At 66.1% G+C, this 14,472-nt stretch carries 13 protein-coding genes; 8 read left to right on the plus strand and 5 right to left on the minus strand.

Annotated features, from left to right (window positions below; genetic code table 11):
- Nucleotides 1-77 precede the first annotated feature (77 nt).
- From AC1DEZ_RS18305 to AC1DEZ_RS18325, 5 genes are all read left to right on the plus strand, one after another.
- Complete coding sequence (locus tag AC1DEZ_RS18305) at nt 78-1,406, plus strand: cytosine deaminase (protein WP_476780295.1); 1,329 nt, start codon at nt 78-80, stop codon at nt 1,404-1,406.
- A gap of 136 nt (nt 1,407-1,542) precedes the next feature.
- Nucleotides 1,543-2,967 carry an FAD-binding oxidoreductase gene (locus AC1DEZ_RS18310; protein ID WP_476780296.1) on the plus strand — a complete coding sequence of 475 codons (1,425 nt, stop codon included), beginning with the start codon at nt 1,543-1,545 and terminating at the stop codon, nt 2,965-2,967.
- A gap of 162 nt (nt 2,968-3,129) precedes the next feature.
- The gene (locus AC1DEZ_RS18315) at nt 3,130-3,711 is read left to right on the plus strand and encodes an NAD(P)H-dependent oxidoreductase (protein ID WP_476780297.1); all 582 of its coding nucleotides are present in this window, start codon (nt 3,130-3,132) and stop codon (nt 3,709-3,711) included.
- 102 nt (nt 3,712-3,813) lie between these two features.
- A complete protein-coding gene (locus tag AC1DEZ_RS18320; RefSeq protein ID WP_441510348.1) occupies nt 3,814-4,296 on the plus strand; it encodes a MarR family winged helix-turn-helix transcriptional regulator in 483 nt (160 codons plus the stop codon).
- Nucleotides 4,297-4,392: 96 nt separating this feature from the next.
- Nucleotides 4,393-5,316 (plus strand): DMT family transporter, encoded by a 924-nt coding sequence (locus tag AC1DEZ_RS18325; RefSeq protein ID WP_476780298.1) that lies wholly within the window; start codon nt 4,393-4,395, stop codon nt 5,314-5,316.
- 55 nt (nt 5,317-5,371) lie between these two features.
- On the opposite strand, the gene AC1DEZ_RS18330 is transcribed toward AC1DEZ_RS18325, so the two are convergent.
- The 3 genes from AC1DEZ_RS18330 to AC1DEZ_RS18340 form a co-directional block, all read right to left on the minus strand.
- Nucleotides 5,372-7,336, minus strand: a complete 1,965-nt coding sequence (locus AC1DEZ_RS18330) for a potassium transporter Kup (protein ID WP_476780299.1) — start codon at nt 7,334-7,336, stop codon at nt 5,372-5,374.
- 79 nt (nt 7,337-7,415) lie between these two features.
- Entirely contained in the window at nt 7,416-8,690 is a 1,275-nt protein-coding gene (gene ispG, locus AC1DEZ_RS18335; RefSeq protein ID WP_476780300.1) for a flavodoxin-dependent (E)-4-hydroxy-3-methylbut-2-enyl-diphosphate synthase, read from the minus strand.
- A gap of 13 nt (nt 8,691-8,703) precedes the next feature.
- Nucleotides 8,704-9,243, minus strand: coding sequence for a Fur family transcriptional regulator (locus AC1DEZ_RS18340; RefSeq protein WP_476780301.1), 540 nt, complete (start codon nt 9,241-9,243; stop codon nt 8,704-8,706).
- A gap of 112 nt (nt 9,244-9,355) precedes the next feature.
- Here AC1DEZ_RS18340 and AC1DEZ_RS18345 point away from each other — a divergent pair, with 112 nt between their 5' ends.
- The 3 genes from AC1DEZ_RS18345 (at nt 9,356) to AC1DEZ_RS18355 (ending at nt 11,835) form a co-directional block, all read left to right on the plus strand.
- The gene (locus AC1DEZ_RS18345; RefSeq protein ID WP_476780302.1) at nt 9,356-10,141 is read left to right on the plus strand and encodes a 3-hydroxybutyrate dehydrogenase; all 786 of its coding nucleotides are present in this window, start codon (nt 9,356-9,358) and stop codon (nt 10,139-10,141) included.
- Complete coding sequence (locus tag AC1DEZ_RS18350) at nt 10,138-11,208, plus strand: patatin-like phospholipase family protein (RefSeq protein ID WP_476780303.1); 1,071 nt, start codon at nt 10,138-10,140, stop codon at nt 11,206-11,208. The genes AC1DEZ_RS18345 and AC1DEZ_RS18350 overlap by 4 nt, the downstream gene beginning before the upstream one ends.
- A gap of 207 nt (nt 11,209-11,415) precedes the next feature.
- Nucleotides 11,416-11,835: a DUF3830 family protein gene (locus tag AC1DEZ_RS18355; RefSeq protein ID WP_441510341.1), complete on the plus strand. Its 420-nt coding sequence runs from the start codon at nt 11,416-11,418 to the stop codon at nt 11,833-11,835.
- Between the two features lie 64 nt (nt 11,836-11,899).
- On the opposite strand, the gene AC1DEZ_RS18360 is transcribed toward AC1DEZ_RS18355, so the two are convergent.
- Nucleotides 11,900-13,789, minus strand: coding sequence for a cation:proton antiporter domain-containing protein (locus AC1DEZ_RS18360; RefSeq protein WP_476780304.1), 1,890 nt, complete (start codon nt 13,787-13,789; stop codon nt 11,900-11,902).
- A gap of 210 nt (nt 13,790-13,999) precedes the next feature.
- Nucleotides 14,000-14,320 (minus strand): polyhydroxyalkanoic acid system family protein, encoded by a 321-nt coding sequence (locus AC1DEZ_RS18365; protein WP_476780305.1) that lies wholly within the window; start codon nt 14,318-14,320, stop codon nt 14,000-14,002.
- Nucleotides 14,321-14,472: the final 152 nt, after the last annotated feature.

Below are 14,472 nucleotides of genomic sequence, written 5' to 3' on the forward strand. Positions count from 1 at the left end.
CCGGCGCAACTTGCAGGCTTCCGGACGGCCCGGTATCTCCGAACCGAGAGTGGTTCGGCAGGAAGGGCAGGGACAACGTGACGACCGGTTTCGCCCGCTTGCCCGACGCGCCGGCCTTCCGCCTGAACGATCTACGTGTCCCTGCCTGCCTGATTGAAGATTGCAACATCCCGGCAGACCGCCATGGGCTGGCGCGGGTGGATCTCGCCATCGCCGATGGCCGTATCGAGGCGATCGAGCCGGTTGGCGCGGCGCCTTCCGGTATGGCCCCGCATTGCAATCTCGACGGCGGCATCGTGCTGCCGCGATTGGTCGACTGCCATACACATATCGACAAGGGCCATATCTGGCCGCGCAGCCCCAACCCGGACGGCACCTTTCCGGGCGCGCTCGCGACCGTTGGGGCCGATCGCGAGGCGAACTGGTCCGCCGTGGACGTGCGGACGCGAATGGATTTCTCGCTGCGCACCGCCTTCGCCCATGGCACGGCCGCGCTGCGGACGCATATCGATTCCGTCGGCAGGCAGATCGGCATTTCCTGGCCTGTCTATGCCGAGATACGGGCGGAATGGGCCGGGCGCATCGCCCTGCAGGCCTCGCCGCTGTTCGGGGCCGATGCCGCGCTCAATCCGGCGCATATGGCGGCTGTGGTCGCGGCGGTGAAGGCGCATGGCGACCGCTTGCTCGGCTGCGTTACCTACATGATTCCGGAGCTCGACCGGGCTCTCGACACCCTGTTCCAGGCAGCGATCGAGAACGGCTTCGACCTCGATTTCCATGTCGACGAGACCAACGACCCGGCGGCGCGCTCGCTGGAGCACATCGCCGATGCGGCGCTACGCCATCGCTTCAGCGGCCGCATCCTCTGCGGGCATTGCTGTTCGCTCAGCCTGCAGGCGCCGGAGGACGAGGCGCGCATCATCGCCAAGCTGCGCGAGGCCGGCATCGCCGTGGTTTCGCTGCCGATGTGCAACATGTACCTGCAGGACCGGCGACCAGGCCGCACGCCGCGCTGGCGCGGCGTAACCGCCGTGCATGAGCTGAAGGCCGCGGGCGTGCCGGTGATGATCGCCTCGGACAACACGCGCGATCCGTTCTACGCCTATGGCGATCTCGACCTCGTCGATGTCCTGCGCGAGGGCACGCGCATCCTCCAGCTCGACCATTCCGGCCCGGATTGGGCCAATGCCGTGGCCCGCACGCCGGCCGAGGCGATGGGCCTGCGGAATGCCGGCATCGTCGCCGTGGGCGCGCCGGCCGACCTCATCCTGACGCGGGCGCGTGACTGGACCGAACTCTTCTCCCGGCCGCAGGCCGACCGCAGCGTGCTGGTCGCGGGCAAGTCGATCGACCGGACCTTGCCGGACTACCGCGAACTCGACCATCTGATGGCGAGCGCCACGTGACGATCTTTCCCGCCATGACCTTTCCCGTCATGGTCGGCCCTTGTGCCGGCCATCCACGTCTTCCTCCGTCGCGGGCGGTGTTCAAGACGTGGATGCTCGCCACACGGGCGAGCATGACGCCACAGGAACGCCTCGCATGACCGAACGCTACGACATCGCCACGCTGAAGACGCGCCTTGGGGGCATCCGCACCGAGGAGAACCCGGCGTTGGTGAGGCAGAAGAGCCGTGACTTCTTCTGGTACTCGCCGGTGCTGAAGCGCCAGCTCGATCATGTCGTGGCCGATATCGTCGTCTCGCCGACCAGCGAGGCGGAGGTCGTGCAGGTTCTCGCCGCCTGTCACCAACTCGGCATTCCCGTCACGCCCCGCGGCACCGGGACGGGCAATTACGGCCAGGCGATGCCGCTTTCCGGCGGCGTGCTGCTCGATCTCTCGGGCTTCAACAAGGTCAAGGAGATCGCCGCCGGCCGCTATGTCGCCGAGCCCGGCGCGATCATGGCCCGCATCGACGACGAGACGCGCGCGCATTCGCGGCAGGAACTGCGCCTGCATCCCTCGACCTACCAGACGGCCTCGATCGGCGGCTTCATCGCCGGCGGTTCGGGCGGCGTCGGCTCGATCAAATGGGGCGGCCTGCGCGACTGGGGCAACATCATCCGGCTCAAGGTCGCGACGATGGAGGCTAGCCCGCGCATCCTCGAATTCTCCGGAGAGGATCTGCACAAGGTCGCCCATGCCTATGGCACCAACGGCATCATCACCGAGGTCGAGATGCCGCTCGGGCCTGCCTACAACTGGGTCGACGTCATCGTCGGCTTCGAGAGCCTGCGCACGGCCACCGAGTTCGCCAATGCTGTCGGCGAGCAGGACGGGCTGGCGCTCAAGAACCTTTGTGTGGTGGCCGCGCCGGCCCCTCACGATTATTTCCTGCGCCACCGCAAGTTCCTGCCGCGCGACAGCCATCTCGTCATCGTCATGGCCGCCGATTTCGCCGTGGACGCGCTCTGCGCCTATGCGCGCCGCTTCAAGGGCGCGGAGCTGCTGCTGCGCACCGACAAGCTCGCGGCGGAGGATGCCAAGGGCCTGCCGCCGGCCTATGAGCTCGGCTGGAACCATACGACGCTCCGGGCGCTGCGCGTCGACCCGGCGATCACCTATCTGCAGGTGCTCTATCCCTTCCCGAACCAGGTCGAGCTGGTCGACAAGATCCATGCCCGCTTCGGCGACGAGGTGACCTGCCATCTCGAGTTCGTGCGCTTCGACGGCAAGATCACCTGCTTCGGCCTGCCGCTGGTGCGCTTCACCAGCGAGGAGCGCTTGGAGGAGATCATGGCTGTTCATGAGGAGATGGGCGCGCCGATCTTCAACCCGCATCGCTACACGCTGGAAGAGGGTGGCATGAAGCAGACCGACGAGACGCAGCTCGCCTTCAAGCGCGAGGCCGATCCGCAGGGCCTGCTCAACCCCGGCAAGATGATCGCCTGGGAGGATCCGAGCTACGATTACCGCTCGGGCAAGACCTTCCTGTTCCGCAGCCTCACCGAGGCCGGTGTCGGCTAAGAGATCTTTTGAAGCCTCAGCCCTCATCCTGAGGAGCAGCCGCAGGTTGCATCTCGAAGGATGATCCAGATGGTCCGGAGCCTCCTTAAGCATCCTTCGAGACGCCGCTTCGCGGCTCCTCAGGATGAGGGCTTGAGAAATGTTCGAACAGAGGCCTCAGCCATGCGCGTGCTCGTCCTCTATGCCCATCCGGTTCCGGAGAGCTTCGGTGCCGCGGCCCATCGGACGGTGGTCGCGACGCTCAGGCAGGCAGGGCACGAGGTCGATGACTGCGACCTCTATGCGGATGGCTTCGATCCCGTGCTGAGCTGCGGCGAGCGCCGCGGCTATCATGACACAGCCAGCAACACATTGCCGGTTGCCGGCTATGTCGAGCGCGTCCGGGCGGCAGAAGCGCTGGTGCTGTGCTTCCCCGTCTGGAACTTCGGTTATCCGGCTATCCTGAAAGGCTTCCTCGACCGCGTCTTCCTGCCCGGCGTCTCGTTCAGGATGGAGGACGGCAAGGCCCAGCCCGCGCTCCACAATATCCGCCGGCTCGCGGCCGTGACGAGCTATGGCGGCTCGCGCTGGCGCGCATTTCTGATGGGCGATCCGCCCCGCAAGGCAGTTTGCCGGGCGCTCCGCGCAGTTTGCCATCCGCTGGCGCGCACGACCTACCTCGCCCATTACGAGATGAACCTCTCGACGGTGGATAGCCGCGAGGCATTCCTGCAAAAAGTCGCCACAAAGCTGGCGGTCTTTTAGCTCTGACATCGGATTGTCATCTGTCTGTCATCTTGGCGCGCGACTACGCAGCCGGCGAAGCGTCTGCTTATCCGTCCAAGGATCGGCCCGAAGGATCGACCTATGACCAAGGCAATCGAGAAAAGCGTCGGCCGTGCCCTGCTCGTCACCGCCCGGCTGCATCGGTCGCGGATGGGTGAGAGACTGAACGGACTCGGTCTGTTTCCAGGGCAGGAGCAGGCGCTGAAGGCGCTGCAGCCGGCGCCGATGACGATGGGCGAGCTCGCCTCGCTCCTGCGCGTGAAGCCGCCCACAGTATCGAAGACGATCGGGCGCTTGTCGCTGCAGGGACTGGTGACGCGCGAAGGCGGCAATCGTGACGGCCGGCTTGTTCAGGTCGCGCTGACGGAAGCCGGGCAGAAGACCGCTGTCGAACTCGACGCCGTCTGGAACGAGGTCGAGGAGGAACTTCTCGACAAGCTCGACGGCAAGGAGCGCAAACAGCTGCGCAAGCTGCTGCGCAAGGCTGCAAAGGGCCTGTCCAAGGCCGGCGCCGATCACGACGACCCGGATAGCGATATCGACGAGGCCGATAGCGACGCCTGATTTCTGCATGGAGCGCATGCGCTCCTGCACTGGCGAAGGCTACTAAATCGGTTCAATCTTGCTTTGTCATTCCTCCAGAGCATGGCGAAACCGGACGTGCCCCTGCCAACCGAGGCCCCTTCCGAAGCCGGGCGAGCCCGGCTCGCGGCCATCGGCCTGATGGGCGTGGCCGTCCTGCTGTTTTCGATGCTCGATGCGAGCGCGAAATGGCTGGGCCAGTCGATGAACCCGCTGCAGGTGGTGTTCGCGCGCTACGCCGGCAGCATGATCCTGGTCCTCGCCCTGATCAATCCGTGGACTCACCCCGGCGTGCTCAGGACCAAGCGCCCCGGGCTGCAATGGGGTCGTTCGCTGCTGCTGCTCGGCTCGACCGCGCTGAACTTCGTCGCGCTGCGCTATCTCCAGCTCGCGGAGACGATTTCGATCATGTTTGCGGCGCCGCTGCTGGTGGCGCTGGTCTCGGGACCGCTGCTCGGCGAATGGCCGGGGCCGCGCCGGCTGGCGGCGATCGCAGTGGGCTTTCTCGGCGTGCTGGTGGTGACGCGGCCGGGCATCGGCGGCATGCATCCGGCCGCGCTGCTCAGCGTGCTCGGCTGCTTCTGCTTCGCCTTCTACGCGCTGTCGACCCGCGTGCTCTCGGCCCATGATTCATCGGAAACGACGATGATCTATTCAGGCGCGGCCGGAACGCTCGCCACGATCCCGCTGCTGCCCTGGATCTGGGAGACGCCGCAGGGGCTGCTGCCCTGGCTGCTGATGGTCCTGGTCGGCGTGCTCGGCGGCTTCGGCCACTGGCTGCTGATCCTGGCGCATCGGCTCGCCCCGGCCACTGTGCTGGCGCCGTTCATCTACTCGCAGATCGTCTGGATGGTGCTGCTCGGCTGGCTCGTCTTCGGCCAGTGGCCGGATCGCTGGACCTTTGCCGGCGGTGGTATCGTCATCGCCTCGGGTCTCTACCTGCTCTATCGCGAGCGCGTGCGGCATGTGCCGCAGGAAGCGGCTTCGGCACGGCTGGATTGAGCCTGCGATAGGCGCGTCATGTTCGGGTCGAGCCCAAGCATGACGCTCGCGAGGGTCAGACCGTGACCTGCGTGCCGACCTCGACGACGCGGCCGGTCGGGATCTGGAAGAAGTCCGTGGCGTCGGTCGCACTCTTGGTCAGGCCGATGAAGAGGTTGTCCTGCCAGATCGGCATGCCGGATTGCGGCGAGGGCTTGATCGAGCGGCGCGACAGGAAGAACGAGGTCGACATGATGTCGAACTTGAAGCCCTGCTTGCGCAGCATGGCGAGGCCCTTGGGCACGTTCGGGCTTTCCATGTAGCCATAGACCATGTCGACCCGCCAGAAGTCGTCGGTGATGCGGGCGAGGCGCACGCGCTCTTCCTCGGGTACGCGCGGGGTGTCGGCCGAGCGCACGGTCAGGACGACGTTGCGCTCGTGCAGGACCTTGTTGTGCTTGAGGTTATGCAGAAGCGAAGCCGGCGCCGTCTCCGGGTCGCTGGTCAGGAAGACGGCCATGCCCTTCACCCGGGCCGGCGGGCTCTTCGACAGCATGGTGACCAGCTCGAGCAGCGGCACATCGGTCTTGCGGGTCTTGTCGAAGAGGATCTTGGTGCCGCGCATCCAGGTCCACATCACCAGCGTCAGCGCCATGGCCAGCAGCACCGGCACATAGCCGCCGTGGAACAGCTTCAGCATGTTGGCCGAGAAGAAGGAGACGTCGACCAGGAAGAAGGGAAGGATGAGCGCGCCGGTCGCCAGCGGGCTCCAGCCCCAGTGACGGCGGATGACGATGGCCGCGAGCATGGACGAGACCACCATCGTGCCGAAGACCGAGATGCCATAGGCGTGCGACAGGCTGGAGGAGGTGCGGAACGACCAGACCAGGATCAGCACGACGACGAGCAGCAGCAGGTTGACGCGCGGCACGTAGATCTGGCCGGAGGTCTGCTCGGAGGTGTGGCGGATCTCCATGCGCGGTAGGAGGCCGAGCTGGATCGCCTGCCGCGTCAGCGAGAAGGCGCCGGTGATGACCGACTGGCTGGCGATGATGGTCGCCACCGTCGCCATGATGACGAAGGGCAGCAGCAGGCCCTGCGGCGCGAGGCGGTAGAACGGGTTGTCGATGGCGCTGGGGTCGGAAAGGATCAGCGCGCCCTGGCCGAGATAGTTGAGCCACAGCGCCGGAAAGACGACATAGAGCCAGGCGCCGCGGATCGGGCCGCGACCGAAATGGCCCATATCGGCATAGAGCGCTTCGGCGCCCGTCACGGCCAGACAGACCGAACCGAGCACGGCGAGCGAGACGCCGGCGTGGTCGCGGAAGAAGAGCAGGGCGTAATAGGGGTTGATCGAGCGGAAAACGCTGAGATCGTCGGCGATATGGTAGATGCCGAGCCCGGCCAGCGTCAGGAACCAGACCAGCATGATCGGGCCGAAGAAGGTCGCGACGCGATGGGTGCCGTGACTCTGCATCACGAAAAGGCCGATCAGGATCACCGAAGCGATCCAGAGGATGTAGTCGTCGAGTGCCGGGGTGATCAGCTTGACGCCCTCGATCGCCGAGAGCACCGAAATCGCCGGGGTGATGACGGTGTCGCCGTAGAACAGGCCGGCGCCGATCATGCCGAGCAGCAGCGCGACATGGCTGCGCGCCCGGCCGAGGCTGCGCTGGGCGAGCGCGACGAGGGTGAGGATGCCGCCTTCGCCGTTGTTGTCGGCCCGCATCAGCAGCACGACATATTTCAGCGTCACGACGACGACGAGCGACCACAGGATCAGCGAGAGGACGCCGATGACGACGGTCGGCGGAACCGTGACGTTCTCCTGACCACCGGTCGCGGCGAGGATCGTTTCGCGAAGCGCATAGAGCGGACTCGTGCCGATATCGCCATAGACGACGCCAAGCGCACCCAAGGCCAGAGCAGCGAAGCCGGTCTTGCCATGGCCGTGGCCATTGGCTTGGCCCTGGCCATCGTCGAGTCCGAAACGGGAATCCTCCGGCCGGATGGTCGCAGGATTCGGCTTCTCATGCCCCATCAGGGATCTCCGCACGCGCTGCGGTGCAGCGAAAGGCCGGGGCCTCTAGCATAATGCGAACGGTGCGCAAAGGTCGGGATCAGCCGGCGACGCCAAGCCCGGCGCCGAAGCGCCGCTCGACATAGCCTGCGACCATGGCCTTGAACTCCTCCGCAATGCCGGCGCCCCGCAGGGTCGCGACCTTCTTGCCGTCGACGAAGACCGGGGCGGTGGGCGCCTCGCCGGTGCCGGGGAGCGAGATGCCGATATCGGCATGCTTCGATTCGCCGGGGCCGTTGACGATGCAACCCATCACCGCGACGTTGAGGTTCTCGACGCCGGGGTAGCGCGTCTTCCATTCCGGCATGGAACTCGAAATCCAGTTCTGGATGTCGCGGGCGAGTTCCTGGAATACGGTCGATGTCGTGCGGCCGCAGCCGGGGCAGGCGGCGACGAGCGGCACGAAGGCGCGAAAGCCCATGGTCTGGAGCAGTTCCTGCGCCGTCTTGACCTCGAGCGTGCGGTCGCCGCCCGGTTCCGGCGTCAGCGAATAGCGGATCGTGTCGCCGATGCCCTCCTGCAAGAGGATGCCGAGTGCGGCGGAGGAGGAGACGATGCCCTTCGAGCCCATGCCGGCTTCGGTCAGGCCGAGATGGATGGCGTAGTTGGCCCGGCTCGCCAGCATGCGGTAGACCGTGATCAGGTCCTGTACGCCGGAGACCTTGGCGGAAAGGATGATGAATTCGCGGGCTAGGCCGAGCTCTTCGGCACGCTCGGCCGAGAGCAAGGCGGACTGGACCATCGCTTCGCGCATGATGGCGCGGGCATCGAGCGGGCGAGGCGCGCGCGCGTTCTCGTCCATCAGCGCCGTCAGCAGCTCCTGGTCGAGCGAGCCCCAATTGGCGCCGATGCGCACGGGCTTGCGGTGCCGGATCGCCATCTCGATGATCTGGGCGAACTGCTTGTCCTTCTTGTCCTTGAAGCCGACATTGCCCGGGTTGATCCGGTACTTCGCCAGTGCTTCGGCGCAGGCCGGATGATCGGCAAGCAGCTTGTGCCCGATATAGTGGAAATCGCCGACCAGCGGCACATCGACGCCGATGCGGTCGAGCCGCTCCCGGATCTTCGGCACGGCGGCTGCGGCCTCGTCGCGGTCGACGGTAATGCGCACCAGCTCCGAACCCTGCCGTGCGAGCGCGGCGACCTGGGCCACTGTGCCGGCGATATCGGCGGTGTCGGTGTTGGTCATCGACTGCACGACGATCGGCGCGCCGCCACCGACCGTGACATGGCCGACCTGCACCGGCACGGTGAGCTGCCGGGCGAGCGGCCCGGCGCGTTCCGGCGTCAGATGGGGGAAGGCGCGCTCATTCATGCGGGCTGCTCTATCACGAAGCGGCTTTCCGGCAATGCTCGCAACGGCCGACGATCTCGACCATCTGATGAGAGGGTGAGAATTGCCGGGTTTCGGCGATCGCCGCCACTGCTTTCTTCATCGCGGGCGAGGAATCCTCATCGACGCCGCCACAGACCTCGCAGATCAGGAAGGCGACGACCTCATTCGCACCATGGCCGTGCAGGCAGGCGACATAGGCGTTCTTCGATGAGAGGCGGTGGACGAAGCCCTGCTCGACCAGGAAATCGAGCGCCCGGTAGATCGAGATCGGTGCGAGGCGTCGTCCGCCTGCCGGCGAGATACGGTCCGCGAGATCATAGGCGCCGACCGGGCGATGATCGGCATGGAGCGCTTCCAGCGCCTGCCGGCGGATCGGCGTCAGGCGCAGGCCGCGCTCACGGCAAATCCGCTCGGCACGTGCCAACGCCTCGGCGGCGTGGCGACGGTGGTCCTCGGCATGGCGGCAGTCTTCGCCATGTGTATGGTGCACATGGTCGTCATGCATATGCGTGTTTGGCTGCATTTTCGTCATGTTGCGTTGCAAAGAGTCATCGGGCAACCTGCGGGTGCCTGTCGTTGCGGCATTGCCACGTTCAGCCCGAACCTAAGCATTTTCTCCTCGATTGTCAGGGGCCTTGACGCTCATGTTCCTCAAAGACCGTACTGCGGCCATCACCGGCTCGACCTCCGGCATTGGCCTGGCCTATGCGCGCGCACTTGCTGCCGAAGGCGCGAACCTCGTCATCAACGGCATCATGCCGCCAGCCGATGCAGAGAAGCTGCGCACCGATCTGGAAAAGGAGTTCGGCGTCAAGGTGTTGTTCTCGCCGGCCGACATGACCAAGCCCGCCGAGATCGCCGCCTTCATCGCCGAGGGCGAGAAGAACTTCGGCGCCATCGACATCCTGATCAACAATGCCGGTATCCAGTTCGTTTCGCCCATCGACGAGTTYCCGMYCGAGAARTGGGACCAGATCATCGCGATCAACCTGTCCTCGGCCTTCCACACSAYCCGCGCCGCCYTGCCSAAGATGAAGGRSAAGGGYTGGGGCCGCATCATCAACACGGCTTCCGCCCATGCGCTCGTCGCTTCGCCGTTCAAGTCGGCCTATGTCGCAGCCAAGCACGGCATCGCCGGCCTGACCAAGACCGTGGCTCTGGAGGTCGCGACCAAGGGCATCACCGTGAACGCCATCGCGCCCGGTTATGTGTGGACGCCGCTGGTGGAGAAGCAGATCCCCGACACGATGAAGGTCCGCGGGCTCACCCGTGAGCAGGTCATCAACGACGTGATGCTGGCGGGTCAGCCGACCAAGGAATTCGTCACGGTCGAGCAGGTCGCGGCGCTCGCCGTCTTCCTGTGCACCGACGGGGCGAAGTCGATCACCGGCGCGACACTGCCGATCGACGGCGGCTGGACCGCCGAATGAGCGGGCGCCCCTCGCGCAAGGCCGAGCCGACCAAGGGACTGGCCGGGCCGAAGGCGGAAAAGACGGTCTCGCTGGCCCTGCAGGGCGGAGGCGCGCATGGCGCCTTCACCTGGGGCGTGCTCGACGTCATCCTGGAGGATGGGCGGCTCGGCATCGAGGCGCTCACCGGGACCAGCGCCGGCGCGATGAATGCCGTCGTGCTGGCCGAGGGCTGGATCGACGGCGGCGCCGATGGAGCGCGCGCCAAGCTGGAGGCGTTCTGGCGGGCGATCAGCGTCGACGGCAAGTATCGCGGTTCCGAGCGCCCGCTGCTCGACACGATGCTCGGCGCCTGGGGGAGTAACGGCACGCCGCCCGGTCTGCTGTTCTTCGAGATGTTCGCGAAGGTGGCGAGCCCCTATGACGTCAACCCGCTCAACATCAACCCGCTGCGCGGCGTGATCGCCGACCTGATCGATTTCGAGAAGGTGCGCGCGCACGATGCGGTGAAGCTCTTCATCGCCGCCACCAATGTCCGCACCGGCAAGATTGCGGTGTTCGAAGGCGACCGGCTGACCCCGGACCATGTGATGGCCTCTGCCTGCCTGCCGATGGTTTTCCAGGCGGTGGAGATCGACGGCGAAGCCTATTGGGACGGTGGCTATATGGGCAATCCGGCGCTGTACCCGCTGTTCTACAAGGCTCATTGCGACGACATCCTGCTGGTGCAGATCAACCCGGTCCAGCGCAAGGAGCTGCCGACCAAGGCGCGCGAGATCCAGGACCGGATCAACGAGATCACCTTCAATGCCTCGCTGCTGCGCGAGCTGCGGGCGATCGACTTCGTCAACCGCCTCATCGACGACGGCAAGGTACCGGTTGACGAGTACAAGCGCGTGCTGATGCACCGCATCGACGGCGGCCCGCCGCTGGCGGAGCTGACCTCCTCGTCGCGGATGAATGCCGAATGGTCCTTCCTGCTCCGGTTGCGCGATATGGGCCGCGCAGCGGCCAAGCGCTGGCTGAAGCGCAACTACGCGGCGATCGGCAGAACCGGCACGATCGATCTCAAGGAGGCGATCACCTAGAGCCTATTGGTTTTGCGCGAATTCCCTTCGTTCGGTTGATGCCAGCCGAACGGGAAGCGCGCCGAGGGGACGGCGGCCCGGCGTTCGGCCTTCGGGATTCTTCGCGTTCCGGCGTCTCACTTGTTCCGGGGACCGCGCTTGCGCGAGGGCGAGACGAAATGTCATTCACCGGTCCGGGATCCGTTTTCAGAAGGACAGGGATTTTCCATGAGCAGCAAGCTGATCGTCACCGCCGGCCCTTATAGCTTCGACGCAAAGCTCGAGCTCGAGGCCGCGCCGAAGACTTGCGCCGCCTTCCTGCGGCACCTGCCCTTCGTCAGCAAGATCGTGCATGTGCGCTGGAGCGGCGAGGGCGTCTGGATGCCGCTCGGCGATCTCGATTTCGGCGTCGGCTACGAGAACAATACTGCCTATCCGGCGCCCGGCCAGATCATCCTCTATCCGGGCGGCGTCAGCGAGACCGAGATCCTGCTCGCCTATGGCGGCGTGCAGTTCGCCAGCAAGGCCGGCGTCCTCTCCGGAAACCACTTCCTCACCCTGACCTCGGGGCTTGAGAACCTCTACGCGCTCGGCCGCAAGACCCTCTGGGAAGGCGCGCAGGACATCCGCTTCGAGATGGCCGGCTGAACCGAAACCAGCACCTGGGCTGGGACAACAAGGGCGGGACGCATGGCGTCCCGCCCTTGTTCTTTCATGCGGCGGCCGGCGGATCCTCAGAGGGGCTCTCCGCCGCCGGCTTGCGCGGCCTCAACATGCGAGGCTGGGCCGCCTCGGTTGGCGATGGTGCCTCGCCGGCCTGCGTCTCGGGCGCCGCGGCCCTGATTTCCGCTTCGGCCTCGGGCTCTGCCGTGACGACCGGGTTCTGGCAGAGGCCCAGCATCGCCCGCGCGATCTCGGCCTCGCCCATGATCGTCAGCGTCGCGCCGCATTTGGTGAGATGGGCTACCTCCGCATCGGAATGGGCGCGGGCGACGATCGGCAGCGTCGGATTCTCGGCCCGCGCCTGCTCGCAGACCTGGCCGGCCTCGAAGCTGCCGGGTATCGCGACGAAGAGACGGATGGCGCGGTCCACCCCGGCGGCGGAGAGCACCTCCGGGTCGGCCGCATTGCCGACGAGCAGCTCGGCGCCGTCACGCTTGGCCGTTGCGACCGCTTCCGGATTGTCTTCGATCACCAGCAGCTTCGAGCCCTGTGCGAGCAGGCCCGCGCCGAGCAGGCTGCCGACGCGCCCGTAACCGACCACGACGATGTGACTCGACAGGCTGGTCGGGGTGACGTCGCGCTCCGGTTCTGCGGTCGGTTCGGGCTCGGCCGGGGCTTCAGCCGCCATAGGTGCGGCCGCAGGGGATTCCGGCTTCGGCTTCGCGGCGGAGGCGTCGGCCGGCTTGAGGCGCTCGGCCAGCGCGAACATCAACGGGTTGAGCAGGATCGACAGGATCGCGCCGGCGAGGATCAGGTCACGCCCCTGCGCCGGCAGGATGCCGAGACTTGCGCCGAGGCCGGCGAGGATGAAGGAGAATTCGCCGATCTGGGCGAGCGAGGCGGAGATCGTCAGCGCCACCGCGTTCGAGCGGCCGAAGGCGCGCACGATCAGCCAGGCCGCGACCGATTTGCCGATCAGGATGATGGCGAGCGTGCCGAGCAACGCCCATGGCGCCCGCAGCAGGATGCCGGGGTCGAACAGCATGCCGACCGAGACGAAGAACAGCACCGCGAAAGCGTCGCGTAGCGGCAGCGTCTCTTCGGCGGCGCGCTGGGAGAGCGGCGATTCGGAGAGGATCATGCCGGCGAAGAAGGCACCGAGCGCGAAGGAGACGCCGAACAGCGTCGCGGAGAGGAAGGCGACGCCGAGCGCGACCGCCAGCACCGCGAGCCGGAACAGCTCGCGCGAGCCGGTATGGGCGACCCAGTGCAGCACCCAGGGAATGACCCGGCGCCCGACGATCAGCATGAAGGCGATGAAGGCGGCGACCTTGGCGACGGTGACGCCGAGCACGCCCCAGAGGCCGAGATCGAACTGCGTCGAGAGCGGAGACGGCGTGCCGGGCTGCCCGCCGCTGATCGCGTTGGCGACGGCCGGAAGCACGACCAGAGCCAGCACCATTGCCAGATCCTCGACGATCAGCCAGCCGACGGCGATCTTGCCCTTTTCCGTCTGGACCAGCCGGCGCTCCTGCAGGGCCCGCAGCAGCACCACGGTGCTGGCGACAGAGAGCGCGAGGCCGAAGACGATGCCGGCGATCCAGTTCCAACCGAGCAGCAAGGCAAGGCCGAGGCCAAGCAGCGTCGCGACGGCGATCTGGACGATGGCGCCGGGAACAGCGATCATTTTGACCGACAGCAATTCCTTCAGCGAGAAATGCAGGCCGACGCCGAACATCAGCAGGATGACGCCGATTTCGGCCAGTTCATTGGCGAGGTTTTGATCGCCAACGAAGCCCGGGGTGAAGGGGCCGGCGGCGACGCCAGCCAGCAGATATCCCACCAACGGGGATATGCGCAGTTTCTGGGCAATGGCCCCGAAGACGAAAGCAAGGCCGAGGCCCGCGACAACGATGGCGATCAGCGGGCCGTGATGCATGGGTCTCCCGAATCCGAAACGTCAAGAAATCGAAAATGTTGGAACGCTTTGGAGCATGGGGACTGCGGCCGCCGATTTCAACCGAAAGACGTACGTCTTTCGGGCTGGCGATGCCGAATTTTCCTTCGCTTAGCCGGGGCGCGCCGACGGCGGAAACGCGAGCCCGGCCGCGGGGCTGACGGCAACGCCCGCGCCGATGACCGATATGTCCTACGCCTTGGGTTTCTCGAGCAGGATCTGGCCTTGCTTCTCGACCCCGATCTTCAGCTTCTCGGCAAAGACGGCAAGCATCCAGGGCAGCGTCACCTCGACGCGGATAAGACGCTCCTCGACCTCGACGCGGCCATGAACGGTGTGACCGAGCGCGCCCACGCCGAAATGCAGGCCGTCGTCCTCCCAGCGCTCCTCGACGAGCTGCATCCTGACCATTCCGAGCCTGTCGCGGATGCGGTCTATCCCGTTGCGCAGGCGATTGAGCGCGGCCTCGCGGCCAAGATCATGCGAGATGGTTATGGAGACGGGTTTGCCCATGGCGCCTCATCGAACAGCAGGAACGAAAGCCAGTTGCAGCCGGACATGGCGACGGCGCCGGAGATTTTCCAGCGCCGCCGAAAGCCCGCCGAAGGGCGGGCGTGATCATCGAAGATCGTCTTGTAACATGAGCGCGTTGTAACATGAGCGCG

Source organism: Allobosea sp. 10L422 (assembly GCF_056395345.1).